The 19027-nt window shown below is 48.5% G+C and carries 18 protein-coding genes, 2 pseudogenes and 1 riboswitch; of the genes and pseudogenes, 4 read left to right on the top strand and 16 right to left on the bottom strand.

Features of this window, described 5'->3' with window-relative positions; genetic code table 11:
• Positions 1 to 4: 4 nt before the first annotated feature.
• From JCM10914_RS10900 to JCM10914_RS10870, 8 genes and pseudogenes are all read right to left on the bottom strand, one after another.
• A pseudogene (locus JCM10914_RS10900) lies at positions 5 to 887 on the bottom strand (ABC transporter permease).
• A 91-nt stretch (positions 888 to 978) separates the two neighbouring features.
• Entirely contained in the window at positions 979 to 1104 is a 126-nt protein-coding gene (locus JCM10914_RS31345; RefSeq protein WP_269433875.1) for a hypothetical protein, read from the bottom strand.
• Positions 1105 to 1232: 128 nt separating this feature from the next.
• Complete coding sequence (locus JCM10914_RS10895) at positions 1233 to 3095, bottom strand: family 10 glycosylhydrolase (protein WP_023960683.1); 1863 nt, start codon at positions 3093 to 3095, stop codon at positions 1233 to 1235.
• A 407-nt stretch (positions 3096 to 3502) separates the two neighbouring features.
• Positions 3503 to 4018, bottom strand: coding sequence for a DinB family protein (locus tag JCM10914_RS10890; RefSeq protein ID WP_023960681.1), 516 nt, complete (start codon positions 4016 to 4018; stop codon positions 3503 to 3505).
• A gap of 118 nt (positions 4019 to 4136) precedes the next feature.
• Positions 4137 to 5138 carry an NADP-dependent oxidoreductase gene (locus JCM10914_RS10885; RefSeq protein WP_023960679.1) on the bottom strand — a complete coding sequence of 334 codons (1002 nt, stop codon included), beginning with the start codon at positions 5136 to 5138 and terminating at the stop codon, positions 4137 to 4139.
• 172 nt (positions 5139 to 5310) lie between these two features.
• Positions 5311 to 5559 carry a helix-turn-helix transcriptional regulator gene (locus JCM10914_RS10880; protein ID WP_023960677.1) on the bottom strand — a complete coding sequence of 83 codons (249 nt, stop codon included), beginning with the start codon at positions 5557 to 5559 and terminating at the stop codon, positions 5311 to 5313.
• Between the two features lie 138 nt (positions 5560 to 5697).
• Positions 5698 to 6621 (bottom strand): YafY family protein, encoded by a 924-nt coding sequence (locus JCM10914_RS10875; RefSeq protein ID WP_023960675.1) that lies wholly within the window; start codon positions 6619 to 6621, stop codon positions 5698 to 5700.
• A gap of 88 nt (positions 6622 to 6709) precedes the next feature.
• Complete coding sequence (locus JCM10914_RS10870; RefSeq protein WP_036717767.1) at positions 6710 to 7897, bottom strand: phosphotransferase; 1188 nt, start codon at positions 7895 to 7897, stop codon at positions 6710 to 6712.
• A 180-nt stretch (positions 7898 to 8077) separates the two neighbouring features.
• Here JCM10914_RS10870 and JCM10914_RS10865 point away from each other — a divergent pair, with 180 nt between their 5' ends.
• From JCM10914_RS10865 to JCM10914_RS10850, 4 genes and pseudogenes are all read left to right on the top strand, one after another.
• Entirely contained in the window at positions 8078 to 9175 is a 1098-nt protein-coding gene (locus JCM10914_RS10865; RefSeq protein WP_036717820.1) for an iron-siderophore ABC transporter substrate-binding protein, read from the top strand.
• Positions 9168 to 10208: an iron ABC transporter permease gene (locus JCM10914_RS10860; protein ID WP_036717765.1), complete on the top strand. Its 1041-nt coding sequence runs from the start codon at positions 9168 to 9170 to the stop codon at positions 10206 to 10208. The genes JCM10914_RS10865 and JCM10914_RS10860 overlap by 8 nt, the downstream gene beginning before the upstream one ends.
• Positions 10205 to 11234 (top strand): annotated as a pseudogene (locus tag JCM10914_RS10855) (FecCD family ABC transporter permease). Before JCM10914_RS10860 ends, JCM10914_RS10855 begins: the two are co-directional and overlap by 4 nt.
• Complete coding sequence (locus JCM10914_RS10850; RefSeq protein ID WP_036717763.1) at positions 11234 to 12040, top strand: ABC transporter ATP-binding protein; 807 nt, start codon at positions 11234 to 11236, stop codon at positions 12038 to 12040. Before JCM10914_RS10855 ends, JCM10914_RS10850 begins: the two are co-directional and overlap by 1 nt.
• Before the next feature lie 55 nt (positions 12041 to 12095).
• Here the strand turns inward: JCM10914_RS10850 and thiE are convergent, their stop codons facing one another.
• The 8 genes from thiE to JCM10914_RS10810 form a co-directional block, all read right to left on the bottom strand.
• Positions 12096 to 12767 carry a thiamine phosphate synthase gene (gene thiE, locus JCM10914_RS10845; RefSeq protein WP_023960660.1) on the bottom strand — a complete coding sequence of 224 codons (672 nt, stop codon included), beginning with the start codon at positions 12765 to 12767 and terminating at the stop codon, positions 12096 to 12098.
• Entirely contained in the window at positions 12764 to 13606 is an 843-nt protein-coding gene (gene thiD / locus JCM10914_RS10840) for a bifunctional hydroxymethylpyrimidine kinase/phosphomethylpyrimidine kinase (RefSeq protein ID WP_023960658.1), read from the bottom strand. Before thiD ends, thiE begins: the two co-directional genes overlap by 4 nt.
• Complete coding sequence (gene thiM / locus JCM10914_RS10835) at positions 13603 to 14445, bottom strand: hydroxyethylthiazole kinase (RefSeq protein ID WP_023960656.1); 843 nt, start codon at positions 14443 to 14445, stop codon at positions 13603 to 13605. Before thiM ends, thiD begins: the two co-directional genes overlap by 4 nt.
• A 58-nt stretch (positions 14446 to 14503) precedes the next feature.
• Positions 14504 to 15190: a thiaminase II gene (tenA, locus tag JCM10914_RS10830; protein ID WP_023960654.1), complete on the bottom strand. Its 687-nt coding sequence runs from the start codon at positions 15188 to 15190 to the stop codon at positions 14504 to 14506.
• Positions 15191 to 15322: 132 nt separating this feature from the next.
• A riboswitch (TPP riboswitch) is annotated at positions 15323 to 15426 on the bottom strand.
• 66 nt (positions 15427 to 15492) lie between these two features.
• Positions 15493 to 16344, bottom strand: coding sequence for an SUMF1/EgtB/PvdO family nonheme iron enzyme (locus JCM10914_RS10825; RefSeq protein WP_036717761.1), 852 nt, complete (start codon positions 16342 to 16344; stop codon positions 15493 to 15495).
• 188 nt (positions 16345 to 16532) lie between these two features.
• Positions 16533 to 17168 carry a glycoside hydrolase family 11 protein gene (locus JCM10914_RS10820; protein ID WP_023960650.1) on the bottom strand — a complete coding sequence of 212 codons (636 nt, stop codon included), beginning with the start codon at positions 17166 to 17168 and terminating at the stop codon, positions 16533 to 16535.
• Positions 17169 to 17450: 282 nt separating this feature from the next.
• Positions 17451 to 18254 carry a nucleotidyltransferase domain-containing protein gene (locus tag JCM10914_RS10815; RefSeq protein ID WP_023960648.1) on the bottom strand — a complete coding sequence of 268 codons (804 nt, stop codon included), beginning with the start codon at positions 18252 to 18254 and terminating at the stop codon, positions 17451 to 17453.
• 46 nt (positions 18255 to 18300) lie between these two features.
• A complete protein-coding gene (locus JCM10914_RS10810) occupies positions 18301 to 18777 on the bottom strand; it encodes a GNAT family N-acetyltransferase (RefSeq protein ID WP_023960646.1) in 477 nt (158 codons plus the stop codon).
• Between the last annotated feature and the right edge of the window lie 250 nt (positions 18778 to 19027).

The following is a 19027-nucleotide window of genomic DNA, read 5'->3' as shown; positions in this document are numbered from 1 at the left end:
CCGCTTAATAGATGCCTTCATGGCCCAGTCTCTTCACGATTTTGTTGGCGGCCACGATCAGAATAAGACCGACCACCCCTTTAAACATGCCAACCGTCACGCCGATGCTGATCTTTCCTTGCAGAATGCCGTGAGTGTAAGAATACGTATCGAACACCTCCGCTACCGAGCGAACCAACGGATTCATCATTAGCAAAATCTGCTCAAAACCGGTGTCTGCCATGTTTCCCAACCGAAGTATGAGCAAAATAATGATCGTGGGGCGGATGGCAGGAAGCGTAATATGCCAAATCTGCCGAAATCGTCCGGCCCCGTCCACGACAGCAGCCTCGTAACGCTGAGGGTCTACGCCAGCCATGGCCGCCAGGAATATGATCGTGCCCCATCCGGCCTCCTTCCACATGCTTTGCGCTGTCAGCAGGCCCCAAAAATAATTCGGATTAGACAGAAAGGATACGGTATCCTTGCCGCTTTCGGCGATGAGCTTGTTGACGATGCCACATCTGTTGAGAGCAAGAAGAAAGTCATGCTGGCCACGACAACCCAGGACAAGAAGTGCGGCAGATATACGATCGACTGGTTTAGGCGCTTAAAGCTTTCATGCCGAATTTCGTTCAGCATCAGAGCGAGCAGAATGGGCAGTGGAAAATGAAATATCAGTGCGATCAGATTAATAGCAAATGTATTTCGCAGCATGATATAAAAGTTCGAGCTGGAAAACAAATCAGCGAAGTGTTTGAAACCAGCCCATTCACTCCCGACAAATCCCAAAAAGGATTGTAGTCCTTAAATGCCAGCAGCAGCCCCCACATTGGCGCGATCTTGAATAGCAAAAAAAAGAGCAGGCCCGGCAAAAGCAGCAGGTAAATCGTTCGATGCTTTACCATCTGAGAGATCAGTGAACCAGGGCGCAGCGTGATGACCGATTGAGGTACTGCATGTAACCGGCGATCCGGTTCTCGAGCTTCTTTGGCAAGCTTAGGCCTTGGCTTCATGGGAGTGCAGCTCCTTTCGTTCGCCAGCAGGCTCGGCTTGCAGCCATATCGCTTCGTACAGGTCAAGTCTTGGCAGTGTTACAATCACGCGGTCTTGAAGGGTTACCACGTCGGCATTCGATTCAGCTCTCAGCAGCTTGCCCCGAACTACAGCTTGTGCTGGTAGATGCCAATGCTGCGAACACGAACCCTCAGCTGCTTCTGAAGCGGTTATATCGCGCCGATCAATGGCCAGATCTACCGAATATCATATAACGGGGTTGGCTTCAAGTAAGTCGTTCCGTTGAATCCGGTAAGATTCAACAGTTGAATCAGGCAGCCACCTTCCTTCAAGCGGTGAACGAACAACTCCAGACTGGATGGCCCGTTCGTGACGACTGCCCGATTCGGCTTGATATCCCGCAGCACGTCCGCCATCACCAGCTTGTAATCTTCATAACCGTAGCGATGATAAAGCTCCCCAGGGTTCCAGGGAATGTAGACACCGCTGCGGGACCTGCCATCATTGTCGACCCGCTTGTTCACTGCCATCCCGTAATCCTCCCCGATACGATGACCATATGCTCGCTCCGGAGGTCCGAACGTGGACGGTTCTACATACGGCATTCGTTGCTCGGCCGTCTCCGGGTCAAAGATCGCGCGGGTAAAATTCATGCCGGCAACGATCCAGCTCCGGCCATTAGCAAAGCTGGGAAAATGCACTGGATTAGAAACATCCAAATAGGCGGCCGGTTCCGCTTGTTTCCTGCCATCCAACGAAACCCCGAACCATTCGGCCAGCAGCTCCGTTTCCTGCTCCAGCGCGGTTCCCGTTGCAATTAAAGCCGTGCCGACATCTGCTGCCCGCTTCAACGCCCCGGCTGCGTCTACCGACAATCGTTGTATTCCGGGAAGCAGAATCGCATGCACGCATGTCAATTTGGACACCATGGCTGATAACTGCTCTTCCATCACCACGTCGAAAAGAATGTGCTCCTCCTTTAGCATTTTGAACATACCGTAATATTCCGCTGCCGCTTCCGGCGCCGCTGGCTTGATGAGCACCACTTCGGCCATGGAACCGAGCTGTCCGTACAGCTCTTCATGCTCGGCATGGAATCGGAAGATCTCCTTCACCTTATCGAAATTTGACTGGTCCGGATATCCTGCGAAAGCTCCGATAATACAGAAATCCAGCCCTGATCCGCTACCCATGCTCTGATATAATCGGATTGCATTTTCTTCTTCGGAAACCCCCGTGAACCGATACGTGAGGTCAATGGCATTGATGCTGCAATTGCTGATCAACTTGTCATTCCAGCTGTCCTGAATGGAAGAAACATTCTCCGAGGCTGAATAGAGCCAGAGCGGCCCGCTCCTTGTTAATGAAGTATTCGATTCCTTACGGACAATATCGACGCAGTGATGGTGATAGGTACATATGGCGATCTCGGGACGACCTGGTTTCACCAGCTCGTGAATTCGCTCCAGTATGTCCCTTGACGTGTGCTCTTGAAAGGCTCGGTATGCCTCGTGCAAGGGATGTTCGGGTCCGGTATACGCCAGCAAATGTTCACCGGTGATATCATGGAACCGAGCTTGGCAGTTGCTACAATAGCATGGTCCGTAGAAGTTTCCGCTGTAATCCCAGTGCTGATAACCAAACATATTGAAGAAAATGCCGTCGACTGGATAACGCGTCAGTACCTCTTCAATACTCTCCAAGGACTTTTCTTGTTGGTACGCTCCGTTCAAACAAGTATGAACGATGCCGTAATAATTGACTTCACGGCCCTGACGATTCCGGTAAAACCATTCCGGATGCTGCTGCCAGATCGATTCATGCGCTTTGCTGAAATCAAATCTGGCTATGAACTTCATTCCGTTGTCATGGATTTTGGCTACGGCTTCCCCCAGAAGATCCTTCGTTAAGTGTGGCGTGATGTATTGATGAGTCAGATTGGATGGATAGAAAGCAAATATGCCACCGGCATTCATCATGAGCGCATTCGCCTGAAAGGACTTAAGCTCCCGGATCAGTAGATCCACATCCATGTCGGCATCGGTCTCTCTCAGATTATTTTGAATCAACCGGAGACGGTTCGTTGACCACCAGTTCATCCTCATTCCCTCCTTTGCTTGTGGTGTACGCTTACCATAAGGGATCGAGATGCAGCAGAACAGGGACATTTTTTGCAGAAGTTCGCTAGGAAAAATATGTCCGATTCTAAAATTGAAGCTCTACCGGGGGCCAAGGGGCTTTATGTAAGAACAAGAGACGATCCGCGAGATGGCTGGACCTATCTTGCAATCCAAGCAAATTCGAAAAAAATGTCTCTTTGTGCTTAACGTTGCCGTGAACGGCTTCACCTTGAATTCGTGTATTTTAATCAACCCTAATAAATTGCATGGATCATTTACCCAATAAAAAAAACGCGATAATGACAAGCATTATCGCGTTTTTATGAAAAATATCATAAACAGGACTTAGTTCTCAATGTCCATCAATACAAGTAAGCCACCCTGGATTAGATGGATGTTTCCACACGCTCCTGATACCAGAAAAGCGAATAATCGTTCATGGTTGACGCGTGGCCTAACTGACGCAGCATGGTTGATATATTGCCTCGGTGATAAGTCCCGTGATTGACAACTTGCAGCACGATCTCAGACAAGCGTGTGTCGCGAATCGCAGCGAACGGATTGTTAAGCCGTATCGTCTGTTCCAGATCAACTTGGTCTTTGAACCATTCATTGTATTGATTGGATAACTCTCGGAAGGCCTCGATGTATTCATCTACGGAGTGAAGCATTCTCTCAGCCAGCGGCATACAAGCCTGAAATGCCTCCGGCATTTCAACGCCGGTCAATACCAGATACCACGTCTTTTCTACCATATAGATATGATTAAGCGCATGGGCAATGGTGGGAAACGAAGTATTCACTTCTTCACGCAGCACCGTGGATGGGAGTTCCTTGATTCTGCTCAGGATCGTTTGGTTAGCCCAGGTGTGGTAGGTGTACATTTCTACGCAATGATTCATTTTAATCGTCTCCTTGTTCGTTCGTAATGGATATTGAATTTGTAACTGTTGTCATTATAAAAAAAGAAATATGACAACAGACCGTCATATTTCTTTTTCTTCCCCGTATCCAATTCAATTACCTCACTTTAATGACAACCTTACCCTTGGCGCCCCCTTCTTCAAGGTAACGAAGGGCTTGATCGGCATCACGCAGCGTAAACACTTTATCAATAACTGGTTTAATATGCCCTGCTTCAATATAATCCTTAATTATTGTCAACTGTGCTCCACTCGGTTTCATGAATAGGTATCGATATCTCACTTGGTTTTCTTTCTCAAGTGCTGTAATCTTGCGGCTAATGATGGATAAAAGAGCTGTCTTCCACCAATTCAATTGCGCTTCCTTTCCGAAAGCGGCATTGGGTACGCCGGAGATGGATACAATTCGTCCGCCTGGCTTCAGTATCCGGAAAGATTGCACCAGAGCAGTGCCTCCTAACGTATCATAGACAGCGTCATATTCTGAAAGGATTTCTGCGAAATTTTCTTTTTTATAATTAATAATCTGATCTGCACCGAGCCCTTTAACTAGTTCATAACCTTTTTCGCTGGCTGTTGTGGCCACATATGCCCCCATCCATTTAGCCAGTTGGATGGCGAAAGTGCCTACACCTCCTGCGCCTGCGTGAATCAAAATTTTGTGGCCTTGTTGAAGATCTAAAATCTCGGTAAAGGCTTGGTAAGTCGTTAGTCCAACCAGTGGGATCGAGGCAGCTTCTGCAAAATTCAGATTATGCGGTTTCAGCGAAATATCTTCTTCATGTACTGCAATATATTCGGCTAATGTGCCGATACGGCTTTTGCGGGGTCTTCCATATACTTCATCCCCGGGCTTAAATGCTTGCACCAGCTTGCCGACTTGAACGACAACCCCGGAAAAATCGTTGCCCAAGATCAAGGGGAACTTGTATTTCAACAGGAGCTTTACTTTTCCTTCCTTGATTTTGAAGTCGATGGGGTTCAAGCTGGCAGCATGGATTTCCACCAACACGTCATGGTCGCCGATTCCTGGCAGTGGTCGTTCCGACATAAGTAATGGTACGTTTTTTCCATACTTCTCAATGGACATGGCTTTCATATTTAATCGCTCCTCGATGATCATTGGTTTAAACACATAAACATTACGTGCATATAAAGCTTTTTCTCCTTACACGATATTCTAATGCCTTCTATTCGTTAATTGTTCCGATTGCACTCAGTTTCAACGGCTGCAATCAATGATTTGAGTTGTTCAAGTGGCTCGCGGACCGTTAGCTATAATGATTCTCCACACTTTTCTTCTCGGAGGTAACGAAGCCGGACTGTCTCAACACCTTCAAATGGTGGGAGATGGCTGGCCTGGACAAATGAATATGTTCCGCAATCGTATTCACGTTAAGCCCTGGTTTATGTTGTGCCAGCAACAGAATGATCGCTTGGCGGTTCTCATCCGTCAATACTTCCAGGAGCGGGATACACGCTTTGAACTGCTGCAGTACTTGTTCTGTATGTTGACTCATGGTTGATAACCTCCAATGTGTTCATTCGTTTAATCTTTTAAACCTAATTGTAGTTATCCCTATAGGAAAGTCAAGCATCACCCTTTTAATGCTGACATAAAGTGGCCCTATAAAAAAAAGAAAAATGACTACAAAGCGTCATTTTTCTTCATATAGCTGCAGTGTTTTTTGCAGCTTTTCTTTTAAGATTCCTCGCAGCGGCACAGGCTCTATAACTTCGACTCCACTGCCGAAACTCAGCAGGATCGCCCACAGCCATCGGGATTGCAGCGGTCTATAGACAGGGATTCGCAGCGTCATCGAGCCATCGGCATGGAACTGCTTCTCCATCTGGTGAAACTGATCCATCACCTCGGCCAAGGCCTCCGTACTTGCCCGGATCACGACATCCTCCACCTGATCTTGCCATTCTGCATTTAAACTAGAGACACCATGCTGTTTCGAAACAATATGGCGTTCTAAAAATATATTCTCCGTGAGAGACAAATTAATGATTCGGGATAACCGAAACTCTCGATAATCCTCCCGTGTTCGGCAATATCCATAGACATACCAATTACCATATTTAAAATGAAGCTGAACGGGCTCGATATCACGAGTCGTACGTTCATTCTGGGTATTGATATACTCGAAACGGACGATTTTGCGTTCTAATATGGCTGTGCGTAAATCATGAAGTGCTTCAGGGTCCGTACGCCGCGTATCCAAGTCGATTTCCAGACCATGGGTATGAGGATCCTCCCCAATTGTCTGAAGCCGTTCGATAGTTCCCTGAGCACGTTCATCTTCAAAAACGGTTGATAGGCTTCTCAGCACTGTAATCAAGGAATTGACATCATATGAACCAAGCAAGGATTTATCCATTTTGTATCCATCCATCATGCTATATCCGCCCTTGACGCCTTGATAAGCTATAACCGGAAAGCCCGCAGCACAGATGACATCGATATCCCGATAGATCGTTCTTTGCGAAACTTGAAACTCATCGGCCAGCATCCCTGCAGATAATACTTCGTGATTCAGTAGCTTATAGATGATGGAGATCAGTCGTTCCAGCTTCATGAGTATTCCCCGTCCATTCCTTCAACTCGATATGAATGGTATCCATTATATCACAAGTTGTTCGTAAGACTATGGCGGATGAGTTTCGTTACAAGTCGATCTGGAGAATGCTCTCCACGTCCAGTTCAGACCTCATAAACTCAACCTCGGTATACATATCTTGTTGAATCGAAATGATCGATTGAAGCCGGTTTATTCGATCGATTCGTTGTTGATTGGTTGGATCTTTCTCCAACTGAGCCAACAAAGAAACATACTGCGGAACTTCCCATACAGCTCTTAAAGCCATGCTCAAGCAAAAACCATAGCGCACGAGGCACTCTTCCCCCTGCCAACCTACGGCGCGTAGTCCTTCCAAGTATGAATCGTATAGGGTTGTTTGGAACTCATCATACTGCTCTTGCTGAATGATTCCCAGACTCATATTCACCCCGAACAGTTTCCCCAGATCTTCTCCAACGCCTGAGATGCTCATGAACTGCCAGTCGATCAGCGCAAGTTGAGAATTGGCATTCACGCCCTCAACAATAAACATGTTCATCTGGCTCAAATCTTGATGGGCTAATACACGAGGCAACTGCTCGAGTGAATGCAGCATCTCATCAAGTTTATGAATGAGATTTTGATACCAAATCCACATCGCTCTTACTTGATCATTAGATGTACCATTTATATAGGTTTCAACATCAGGCGCATATTTAAGACTCGCTGTCGTCCATGACTTAAGCCATGCTTGGCATAGCCAATCATATTGCGGCAACGCGGTGTATCCTGTCATATAAGCACCATTCCATTGCCCTAATTGACGTGCGATAAAGAAGAACTGGTCCATATTAGTCGCATATGTACCTTCAATTTGCTCCATCCAGATCCAGATCGTATCGTCGCATTGCTCTTCAACCAAGTAGCATCTGGGAACCTTAATAACCTTAATACAATTCGGTAACTCTTCTAAAATATCCGAAGCAAATATGAGTGCTTCACGCCGCCAGTAATTATGATGCTGGGTAACATTCTTCTCGTCACTCTCCGGCTTGATTACCTTAACGATGATGCTCCATGCTTGAAGACCACCATTATGTACACTTACGGTTCCGTGCAGTCGATAGATCCCCGAGGTCGTGAAATTAGGTGTCTTGTAGCCAACATCATCGCAGATTACATGGAGTGTCCCTATTTCTTTGGACGCATGGATTTCTCTCACAATGGTATAGATCTGCTCCCGTTTACGATCAAAATGAACATCCGTATGATTGTGAATGATTACATTATTCACTGGCTATTCCTCACCTTCTATCTTTCATTGTATGATTATACATCGTTCTTAATAATGATTGAACGTCCGATTTCCATATAACCCCTTAATTTTTCATTGACAAGCGTTGTAACGCAATATATGATAATGATTATCATTTTCATGTTAATTCATTATAAGACAAAGGAAGGGTATGAAGAAATGAATACAAAGAGAAAAATAGCTTTCAGAACGTTACTGATTTCGGCAATGATCATGATCTTGTTAGTTGGTTGCTCGAGTCAGCAATCAAGTTCGACTCCCGATCCAGCTCTAACCGAGAATGCTCAAACTGCTACCGAAACACCTAAAGCAGAAACACCTGCTTCCGCCGATGAAAATACGGAATATCCGATCACGATTCAGCATGCCTTCGGTGAAACCGTCATTGATAGCAAACCTGAAAGAGTCGCTACCATTCAATGGGCGAACCATGACGTTGCTCTCGCTTTGGGTGTAGTTCCTGTTGGATTCTCTGCGGCGAATTACGGTGTTCAAGATGACAGCGGACTGCTGCCTTGGACGGCAGCGAAGCTGGAAGAATTGGGCGTAGCGGATCCTAACATCTACCAAGATACAGATGGCTTGGACTTCGAAGCGATATCTGATTCCGATCCCGATGTCATCCTCGCTGCCTACTCTGGCATTACCCAGGAGGACTACGATATTCTGACGAAAATCGCTCCAGTCGTGCCTTACCAAACGACACCATGGCTTACTACTTGGCGCGAGCAAGTTCTGTATAATGCTACAGGCATGGGCATGAAAGCGGAAGGCGAGCAGCTCATCAAAGACACAGAAAACCTGATTGCAGAAAAAGCTGGCCAGCATCCTAACTTGCAAGGCAAGAAAGTCGTTTGGGTCAATTTCTCAGCCAAAGACATGTCCAAGTTACATATTTATACGCCTGCCGATCCGCGCGGCGAATTCCTGACCGAACTTGGCTTCGAATACCCAGAGAGCGTGACGAGCCAAATTACGGATACAACAAGCTATTCCATGAATTTGAGCGCTGAGAATGCCGATGTCTTGTCCGATGCCGATATCCTTGTCGGCTATGGCGACGAGAGCTTGTATGAAGCGGTTAAAGCGGATTCCCTGCTTGGCAAGATTCCAGCTATCCAAAGAGGTTCCGTAGTATTCATCGGTAACGGTACACCGCTTGCAGCTTCTGGCAATCCTAACCCGTTGTCCATTTCGTATACCATCGACGAGTACCTTGAACTGCTCGACGAAGCCGTCAGCAAAGTAAATGAATAGTTCATCCTTACCAGACAAACCAGGGCTTAACTCCCGTGTTCCGAAACATTTCACAACGGTTCTGATCCTCAGCATTGTGTTGATCGCAATCAGCATTATCGCGTCTCTAACCTTGGGCTCCAGGCCGATACGACTCCCTGAGTTGATTGATGGCCTGTTCCGTCCGGAAGTGGATTCCTATGAAGCCGGCGTGGTTCAAAAAAGAATTCCGCGAACGATATTTAGTCTGCTGTGCGGTGCAGCACTTGGCGTATCCGGTGCTTTGATGCAAGCGGTGACGCGCAATCCGATTGCCGATCCCAGCATTCTCGGTGTCAATACAGGCGCCGCCTTGTTCGTAGTTTGCGGGATCGCGTTCTTGAACATCAGCACGGCAGGTCAATATATTTGGCTGGCACTAGCCGGTGCGATCATTACTGCAGTATTTGTGTTCGGAGTTGGATCTATGGGGCGTGGTGGTGCTACGCCCCTTAAACTTGTCCTTGCGGGAGCTGCCACCAGTGCCGCCCTTTCTTCCTTGGTGAGCGCGATTATGATTCCGCGCTCCTATGTCATGGATCAATTCCGTTTCTGGCAGGTAGGCAGCGTCGGCTCCGCTAATTGGGGCGACATGGCTACCTTTGCTCCCTTCCTCCTCGTCGGCATGCTGCTTGGCATCATATCCGCTTCAGCGCTGAACGCATTGGCGCTTGGGGACGAGGTTGCGAAGGGGCTCGGTGTTCGCACAGGCGTATTACGACTGGTTGCGGCATTTGCCGGGGTGGTTTTGTGCGGAGCTACGACAGCGCTTGCGGGTCCCATTGGTTTCATCGGCCTATTATCGACGCATGTCATTCGCCTGCTGCTCGGTCCTGACCTGCGTTACATTATTCCTATGTCAGCCATTTCTGGCGCGGTCATCTTAACGCTCTCCGATGTCATGGGCAGGTTGATCGGCAGCCCCGGCGAGCTTGAAGTCGGTGTCGTCACTGCCTTTATCGGCGCTCCGATCCTGATCATATTAGCAATGAAAACGAAAGTGCGTTCCTTATGAATAATAACTCTGTAGCGTTTATTGTTGCAGGTCGCGTCACAGACGCCGCCGTTGGATCCTTGTCACCAGCTTGCTTACGGTATTGGCTTGTGCGCTTTGCTGCGCCATGCTCCTACTCGGTAGCACCATTTATCCCGTGAAGGACGTGATCCGGACGCTGGCCGGAGAACAAATCAAAGGTGTGTCCTTTGCAGTGAACACCATCCGCTTACCGAGAATGCTCGCAGGGCTGTTTGCCGGGTTTGCCTTCGGCATCGCGGGCAATACGTTTCAGACGATGCTGCGCAATCCGCTCGCGAATCCCAATGTCATCGGTATTACCGCCGGCTCAAGTGCGGCTGCTGTATTCTGTATCATCGTCTTGCATACCAGCAATGCTGTTGTTTCCATTGCTTCGGTTATCGCGGGCCTTGTGACCGTTACCGTCATCTATCTATTGTCCAGAGCGAAGCCGTTCTCCGTCGGTCGATTAATCTTAGTGGGTATCGGTATGCAAGCGATGCTCAATGCAGCGATCTCCTATCTGCTGCTCGTCGGCGCGCAGCAAGATATTCCGGCAGCCTTCAGATGGCTTAGCGGCAGCCTGAACGGTGCACAGATGAATCAACTGCCGCCTCTAATCATTTCAGTCTTAATCTGTACGCCCATCATTGTTCTGCTTGGCAAGCATTTAAGCATTCTGGAGCTCGGGGAACAATCAGCATCTTCGCTTGGCGTCAACACAGATCAGACCCGCTTGCTGCTCATCCTAAGCGCAGTATGCATGATTGCAATTGCTACTGCAGCGACGGGACCTATCGCCTTTGTCGCTTTCCTGTCAGGCCCAATCGCCAAGAGATTGGTCGGTACCGGATTCTCCAATGCCCTTCCCGCAGGCTTGTAGGTGCCAATCTGGTATTAGCGGCAGACCTCGTCGGGCAATTCGCTTTTGAAGTCCGGTTTCCGGTGGGTATTATTACGGGAATCCTCGGAGCGCCTTATCTGATCTTCTTACTGATCCGAATGAATCGAAAGGGACAATTATGATGAAATCAACGCATATTTTCAAAGCCGAACATGTCGTTGCGGGATACGAAAACAAGACGGTCATTCAAGACGTCAGCCTCGAGATTCCCAGCCATAAGATCAGTGTCATCATCGGAGCCAACGGCTGCGGAAAGTCAACCCTGCTCAAGACGATGGCCCGGTTGATCAAGCCTGACTCCGGACAAGTTACGTTGGACGGAAAACCAATCGGCAAACTGCCGCCTAAGCCGCTAGCCCGGGTGCTGGGTCTGCTGCCGCAGTCACCTATCGTTCCTGAAGGCATCTCCGTTGCCGATCTCGTCGGCCGTGGCAGATTCCCGCATCAATCCTGGATGAGCAGCTGGAGCAAAAAGGACGAAGAGGCGGTAGCCGAAGCGATGGACATCATGAACATCACGGAGTTCGCCAACCATAACATTGACGAGCTTTCCGGTGGTCAACGACAGCGCGTGTGGATTGCCATGGCGCTAGCGCAGCAAACCGACATCTTGCTGCTTGATGAACCGACCACCTTTTTGGATATTACGTATCAGATCGAAATTCTGGATCTGCTCACGGATCTGAACCGCAAACACGGTACGACCATCGTGATGGTTCTGCATGACATTAACCTGTCTGCGCGATATGCGGATCATATCATAGCCTTGTATGAAGGCAAGCTTGTCGCTGAAGGCGCACCGTCGTCGGTCATTACGAGCAGTTTGATCCAAGACATCTTCGGACTTCATTGCGCCGTGATCGAAGATCCGGTGTCTGGTTGCCCCCATGTCATTCCTAAAGGACGCTATCATGTCCTTACGGTTTGACGACATTCGAACAATCCCCGCCGGCTCCATAGTCGGCGGGGATTGTTCGTTATCATCATGTCGCTTCAGTTACACCTGCTATTTTTCCTACCATATCCTCTACAGCCTTCCGTACCGACGGCGCTCCCGTCACGGCGGAGATAACCGCTACGCCGTCAGCACCCGCTTCCATCACTTCTTGAACCCGCTCTACCGTTATTCCCCCGATGGCTACGATCGGCAATGGAATGCCGGCTGCCCGCATTTCATGGAGAACCACCGTGCCTCGCGCTGCCTTGGCATCTGACTTCGAGCTCGTCGGATAGATCGGACCGATGCCAAGATAATCAGCGCCAGCGAGAATCGCACGTCTTGCTTGCTCTACGGTATGTACAGAGACACCAAGTATTCGATTACCCATCCGCTCGCGGACTGAAGCTGCGCTTTCATCGTCCTGGCCAATATGGATGCCGTCGGCATCCAGCTTCAGTGCCAGCTCGACATCATCATTGACGATGAAAGGCACACCTGCCTGGCGACACTGAGCTTGCATTTGTTGTGCAAATTGAAGCATTGCTTCTCCGCTAAGCGCACTCTCTCCTTTCTCTCGGAACTGGATCATGGTCGTTCCTCCGGCCAATGCTTCCTGCACGACCCAGCTTGGCTTAGTCGTACAGTTGACACTGCCAATCACGAGGTACATTCGTAAATGCTGTCTCATTCTTCCAGGTTCCACTCTCCCTGTCATCGCTCTCCCCCCTGAAGGCGGCGTTGGTACGCCCAGTGGTTCGTCGGGCCCTGTCCATTTCCCACATGCAAACCATCCTCAATGGCAGCCTGAATGAATAAACGCCCGTTATGAATAGCGTGAAGTACGCTCTGGCCTTGAGCCAATCCTGCGGTGATCGCAGCAGAGAACGTACATCCGGTACCGTGTGTGTGAACGGTATCAATTCTCTCGCCATCTAATTTCGTGAAAGTTGTACCATCATATACGAGGTCAATGATTGTGTTATTATCCTCTGTAAGCAATCCCACCCCTTGATCGTGACCGCCTTTGATCACTACGTATTCAGCGCCAAGCGCATGAATACGCTTCGCGGCTTCCTGTCGATCCTCCATCGTGCGGATTCTCATGCCTGCCAGTACTTCAGCTTCCGGAATATTGGGAGTAACGACCCGTGATAGCGGGAGCAAATCCTCGATTAATGCCTGCACCGCCTCGTTCTGAAGCAGTTGCGCCCCACCTTTGGCAATCATCACAGGATCAACAACGACATTATTCCAACCGAATAATCGAATTTGTTGTGCAACCAGGCGAGTGATTTCTGCATTGAACAGCATTCCCGTCTTTAATGCGTCTACACCCAGATCTGAGCCTACCGCCTCGATCTGTTCCGCGACAGCCTTGGGTGGAAGCGGGTACACCCCGTGAACGCCCAACGTATTTTGGATCGTAATTGCGGTAATGGCCGACATGCCGTAAACATCAAGTTCCTGAAAGGTCTTCAGATCCGCTTGTATACCGGCTCCACCACCACTATCAGATCCAGCAATCGTCAGCGCGCGCGGGATGTGAGCCTTCATTGCGAACCCCCCGCAGACGTCGCGTTCCCGTCTCGAACAGCGGCATATCCCGCTAAAGAATCTGGATTCAGATTCGCCAACTCATCCAAGAAAATGATCTGAAAGCTACCCGGTCCAAGATTTGTTGAGCGCTCTGCCGCTCTGGCAGCTGCCGCCCCATAGAAAGCTAAGCCGGCAGTGCCGGCCAGAAGCAAGTTCGATTCCACCGCAGCAAAGGCACCTAATACCGAGGTCAGCAGGCATCCGGCGCCAGTTACTTTGGTTAGCAGCGCATCCCCTCCGCTAACAATTCTCACGTTGTTTCCGTCCGTAATAGCATCCTCTTTCCCGGTAATGGCAACCATCGTATTTAATTGCTGCGCCGCTCTGATTGCCAGTTCGGCATGATGGCTGCCTGCACTATCGCCGGCATCTACGCCTTTGATCTCCCGCGCTTCGCCGATCAAGTGGGCCATCTCAGCGGCATTCCCGCGTATGAGAGAAACCTTCACCTCGCGCAGAATCCGCAGGGCCGATTGGGTTCGGAAAGCTGTCGCTCCGGCACCTACCGGGTCCAACAGCACCGGGACACCGTGCGCATTCGCCGATTGTCCTGCGATAATCATGGCATCGATCTGTTCCCCGTTCAATGTGCCAATATTTAATACGAGCGCCCCCGCAATGGCAGCCATATCCGCCACTTCCTCCTGGGCGTATGCCATGACCGGCAACGCCCCAAGCGCGTACAAGCCGTTAGCCGTAAAATTCGTCACTACCACGTTCGTCATATTGTGAACGAGGGGGCTCGTCTGCTGTACCTTTGTCATCAGCGTCGCTATCTCATTTTCCCAAGCATGCATGTTCATCAACCTCTCTCAGTCATGTTGATATTTTCGTATCTATCCGTAACGGATGCGATTATTTATCCGAAGTTTGCAGTCGTACCGGCCATTCCTCTTGTTTATAAGCCATGTCCCAGAACATGTATTCCAGCTGGCAGCTCAGCATGAAATGCTCCTTCATCCGATCCCGCTCAGCTATCGTTGCCTGTTCAGCCCATTCATCCACGCGTTTGCGGAACGTGGTTGTTGCGTCTTCCCCGCGGTTGCCATAGAAATAGATCCAATCATAGAAAGGATGGGATTCATCCGGCTTCACGGTCCCCAGCAGTCTGGATCCAATCTCGAAGTAAGTCCAAGGGCAAGGCAGCAGCACGGACATGATCTCGCCCAGAGTACCTTCGTGCGCGACCGTCAACATATGGCGAATATAATGATGCGCGGACGGAGCAAGCGGATAACCTTGAAGTTCTTCATACTTCACCCCTGCAGCCGAGCAGAAATTCTGGTGCGGATGGACTTCGCTGTGCATGATAAATGAAATCTGTTCGTTAAAAGCGGCAATCTCTTCCCTGCTAGTCGATTTGGCAATCGCGATGCCGTAGATCCGCATATAGGCGTTCAAATACTCGAAGTCCTGCTTCACGTAATGAATTAACTGTCCCCGATCCAGTGAACCATCGGCGATGCCCCTCACGAAGGGGTGTTCGAAAATAGCCTCAAATATACCGTCCGCTTGTTGACGAAGCTCTTGCGTGAACCTCATGTTATTTCCTCCTCCACCATGATGAAGAACAGAAAGCCCACTGAGGTCACGACACATTAAAAAAAGCCGCCCCGAAAACTGGAGCGGCTTCATCAATAAAACCCGATACGCCATAAACGCACCGAGATTTCATATCTAAAGGCTCCACTTTCCTACGCTAGTACGAACTAGATCAGGTTCAAAGGGTCCAAGATATGCTCTTGTCTCAGCCGCCTACGGCTCCCCTAGTGGACTTTCAATTCTATTGTCTACTAATGTACAAGGGTTTTCAGATGCTGTCAAACATGAATTATTGCTGATCGCTAACCAGAGCGAACGACTCGAAAGCCTTGGTCTGGTCCATATCCATTCGGATCGAACTTGCCGCGAAAAGCGATTTCGTTATTGCTGACATCCCCGATCCATCCGCCGCCTTTTACGACTCGGTAGGTATTCTTCGGAAGCTCAGGATGCTCATACCAATCCCAACACCATTCCCTTACGTTACCGGACATATCATAAATGCCGAGCTCATTGGGCTTCTGCATACCGATCGATTTGGATTGATTCCGATTATTCTCTATAATAGGCCAGTTCCAGTCCCCAGATAAGTACTTGTCTCCGGCGTTTTTCCAATACCATGCGACATCGTCGGCATTATTGCTCCCGCTATAGGTGTAATTCTGACTTGACTGACCACCACTTGCGGCATATTCCCACTCGATTTCCGTAGGCAAGCGGTAACCGTTCGCGTCCTTGTTGACGGTGACGGTCCATTTTACATTATCGTTAGCGTTCTTGTTGTTTGGATCTTTCTTGTTCTTGTCGATGTTGTAATAAGGGGTAAATCCTTCTTTCACGCTTCTTTGATTGCAGTATGCTAAAGCATCGTACCAACTTACCATTTCGACAGGCAGATCATCGCCTTTAAATCCCGAGGGATTGCTCCCCATCACTTCTGCCCATTCTTTTTGCGTGACCTCGTATTTACCGATATAAAAGCTTGATAATGTCACTTCGGCCCCAACGTAATTCGTATTTCGATTCTTGAATGTCCCCCCTTCCACGAATACGAGATGATCATCTTCCCTATCCTTCGTTTCCGGTTGATCTTGCGAACAAGCGCTCATAACTACCATTGCTGCTATCATCAAGAGCATACATAACTTTCTCATGGATATATCTCCTTTAGGCTGACCAAAAAATGATAGGCATGACAAGCTTGCAATTTCATGTCCGGCACGTCACAGGCCGCAACTCTTGTCGAGAACGGCCTTGTAACGTATCCGGGTAATCGTTAACTCGGCTGTATTAAGCGCTCACAAGACGATCGATTTCATTCATGGATGTCAGAATAGCAGGATTACCACACGGTTACATTGGAGCTTCCGCTGCTCTGATATCCCTCGGTCGCTAACACCTGGTAGGACCAGCTGCTGCCCAAGTTCATTCCTTTGCTTGACCATGCGTTTACGTGATTGCTGAAAGTAATCGCGGAATTGACTCCGGTCTGTCTCTTCGACTGGCGAACGCTCCAGTACTGAGCAAAAGTCTGTGTGCCATCAATGGATGGTGCGTTATACCGCATGGTAGTGTAGATATCATAAGTGCCACCATCACTCGTTACCGTCCCTTTATGTGTGCCGGTAGGTCGATACGTGCCCCAGCTGTCCACGACATAATATTCGATAAGAGAATTTCTCGTCCAGCCGTAGAGCGTTAGATAGCCATTGCCCGATGGTGCCCAGACGCCCGCATTGTAGTTAACCGTACGATTAGGTGATCCCGTATTCCAGCCCTTACCGACAACGAAATTTCCGGTGTTCTGCCAATTCACGCTGTAGTTACCACCGGAGCCATTAACGGCATTGACAGTTCCGCCACCATCGGTCCAATTCTGCCAGTAATCTGTCGCAGCACTCGAAGTGGTTGCAAAGAATCCAAAACTCATGGTAGCTGCAAGAGCTAACGTCATCAATTTCTTCCCGAACTTTAACATAATCTACCTCCTCAAATTTTGGGGTTACATGTAGTGCGTAATCGCTTAGGTAAACGGATCTCGCTGCGATTCGATTCGCTGCCGACTTCACACATTGCCCGTTTTTACTTTTACCTCCTTTCTATGCAAATTATAGAATGACAACGGTTACATAACACTTAACAAATTAAATCATTAACATCAATTATCTTGCTTCTTCTTGACCAACCAGACAGAAAACCCCCAGGTCTCTACCTCGGCAAGGTGAGAAAATCTGGGGGTTATTCCTATTGTACTATCCCTTTAAATGATCCGTGCTTCACGCTCGAAGTTCGCAGTGAGCCACTCGCCCTCGCTAATAAATAGCTTAAAGACTTGTTCACGATTTGTGGGCGGCTGCTCCACCCATTTCTGTAAAGTGCGGATAACCGGTTCTTTATCCTGGAAATATTGAACGAATACATCACTCTGTTCATGAAGACGAGTCGTCCAAATTTGTGATCGTGCCATGACCATGGAATAGGATGTCCGAATTAGCTTCCGGGCAAAATTCTTTGTTACCGTCTTAAACTCCTCGTTTGTGGCTGATTCTAACCTGCTGATGGCTCTTGCTAAAACCCCGGCAATATCTCCGTTAAAACTGATAGCGATCTCTGGCGTTAGCTTGTAAGGTCCGAAATGCTCTCGAATATCCGGGCCGTGGACAGATACGCATAACTCGCGAATAAAAGCCTGTTCATCGTAGTTGGCCGGGTCTAAGACATGATCGGTAGTGGTAACCGCGATCCCAACATCACGAATCAAGGTGATGTATTTTTCCGACAGTGCATTCGCGAGTGCTTTTAACTCCGCGGTCTCCGTAGAACTCAGCGCATGGTGAAACACCACGAGAAGATCCAGATCGGACTTGCCGACAACGGCTTCACCTCTTGCGACACTGCCATAGGCGTATAGGCTATGCAATGTATTTGGAAACAGCTTGAGTAGCTGCTCCACTGATTCTTGTATGCACTCGTCGTAAGCGCTGGAAATCTTATCTATGGAAACGTCGCTCACTATGTAGCCGTTGGAATCCAGGCCATAACCTGCTTGCAAATTATTATGCATGAATAGTTCCCCCTCCTTCAATCATGATGTTTGAGTGCTTGTGCACTTAAAGCTCTATGACAGCAACGTACTCGTCATGAATAACTTCCCCATTGTCACGGAAGCCGAAGCTTTCATACAGTTTCTTTGCATTTACGTTATCCTGTTTGTAAGTAAGCCAGCAGAAGCGGGCAGGACCTGCCGGAAAGGTGCGGATAAACTCCATGATTTGATGCATCGCTTCCCGCCCATAACCTTGATTCTGGTATCGATGATCGATCATGAGTCGCAAAATGCAATAACCGTCTTCACTGAAAGAAGGCAAATCGTAACTGGTAATTTGATAGGTAATCAAAACAAAACCGACCGGATCTTCGTGCGCATAAATGGCAAAAGGATAAGGGTGCCCCCCATTGGTCGCCAACACATAACTGGAAGCCACGCTGGATAGGTTGGAGGCCACAAAGCGGCGTTGTTCTTCCGTGACGCTCAGGTTAAAAATATCACGCCGATTATCCAGCGTAATTTTTCGAAGTGTGATCATGCAGAGATACTCCCTTCATTAAACCATATTTTAGCGCCGCGGTCGCTTTCATAGCATATGATCTCCAAGAAAAAAATGGTAGACTTATATTCAATTTTTTATTATTATAGGATGTATCCATGGCAATTTTAGGCGTACGATTCCCACACTCTTTTATATAGAAAAAGCCGCTGTTATGAACTGCACCCCAATTGTTAGACACAGTCTAACAGTTGGAGGTGCAGTTTTTTATGACTAAATTTACTAAGGT

The organism is Paenibacillus sp. JCM 10914, from assembly GCF_001315105.1.
GTDB lineage: Bacteria > Bacillota > Bacilli > Paenibacillales > Paenibacillaceae > Paenibacillus_AQ.
This window is presented reverse-complemented; position numbering and strand designations above follow the sequence as displayed.

Bases quoted from the DNA above. Each gene is read 5' to 3' on its own strand.
- JCM10914_RS10865 (WP_036717820.1), top strand. From the start codon at position 8,078: ATGAATACAAAGAGAAAAATAGCTTTCAGAACGTTACTGATTTCGGCA.
- JCM10914_RS10875 (WP_023960675.1), bottom strand. From the start codon at position 6,621: ATGAAGCTGGAACGACTGATCTCCATCATCTATAAGCTACTGAATCAC.
- thiD (WP_023960658.1), bottom strand. From the start codon at position 13,606: ATGAAGGCTCACATCCCGCGCGCGCTGACGATTGCTGGATCTGATAGT.
- JCM10914_RS10895 (WP_023960683.1), bottom strand. From the start codon at position 3,095: ATGAACTGGTGGTCAACGAACCGTCTCCGGTTGATTCAAAATAATCTG.
- JCM10914_RS10810 (WP_023960646.1), bottom strand. From the start codon at position 18,777: ATGATCACACTTCGAAAAATTACGCTGGATAATCGGCGTGATATTTTT.
- JCM10914_RS10860 (WP_036717765.1), top strand. From the start codon at position 9,168: ATGAATAGTTCATCCTTACCAGACAAACCAGGGCTTAACTCCCGTGTT.
- JCM10914_RS10825 (WP_036717761.1), bottom strand. From the start codon at position 16,344: ATGAGAAAGTTATGTATGCTCTTGATGATAGCAGCAATGGTAGTTATG.
- JCM10914_RS10885 (WP_023960679.1), bottom strand. From the start codon at position 5,138: ATGAAAGCCATGTCCATTGAGAAGTATGGAAAAAACGTACCATTACTT.
- tenA (WP_023960654.1), bottom strand. From the start codon at position 15,190: ATGAGGTTCACGCAAGAGCTTCGTCAACAAGCGGACGGTATATTTGAG.
- thiE (WP_023960660.1), bottom strand. From the start codon at position 12,767: ATGACAGGGAGAGTGGAACCTGGAAGAATGAGACAGCATTTACGAATG.
- JCM10914_RS10880 (WP_023960677.1), bottom strand. From the start codon at position 5,559: ATGAGTCAACATACAGAACAAGTACTGCAGCAGTTCAAAGCGTGTATC.
- JCM10914_RS10850 (WP_036717763.1), top strand. From the start codon at position 11,234: ATGAAATCAACGCATATTTTCAAAGCCGAACATGTCGTTGCGGGATAC.
- thiM (WP_023960656.1), bottom strand. From the start codon at position 14,445: ATGCATGCTTGGGAAAATGAGATAGCGACGCTGATGACAAAGGTACAG.
- JCM10914_RS10890 (WP_023960681.1), bottom strand. From the start codon at position 4,018: ATGAATCATTGCGTAGAAATGTACACCTACCACACCTGGGCTAACCAA.
- JCM10914_RS10815 (WP_023960648.1), bottom strand. From the start codon at position 18,254: ATGCATAATAATTTGCAAGCAGGTTATGGCCTGGATTCCAACGGCTAC.
- JCM10914_RS10820 (WP_023960650.1), bottom strand. From the start codon at position 17,168: ATGTTAAAGTTCGGGAAGAAATTGATGACGTTAGCTCTTGCAGCTACC.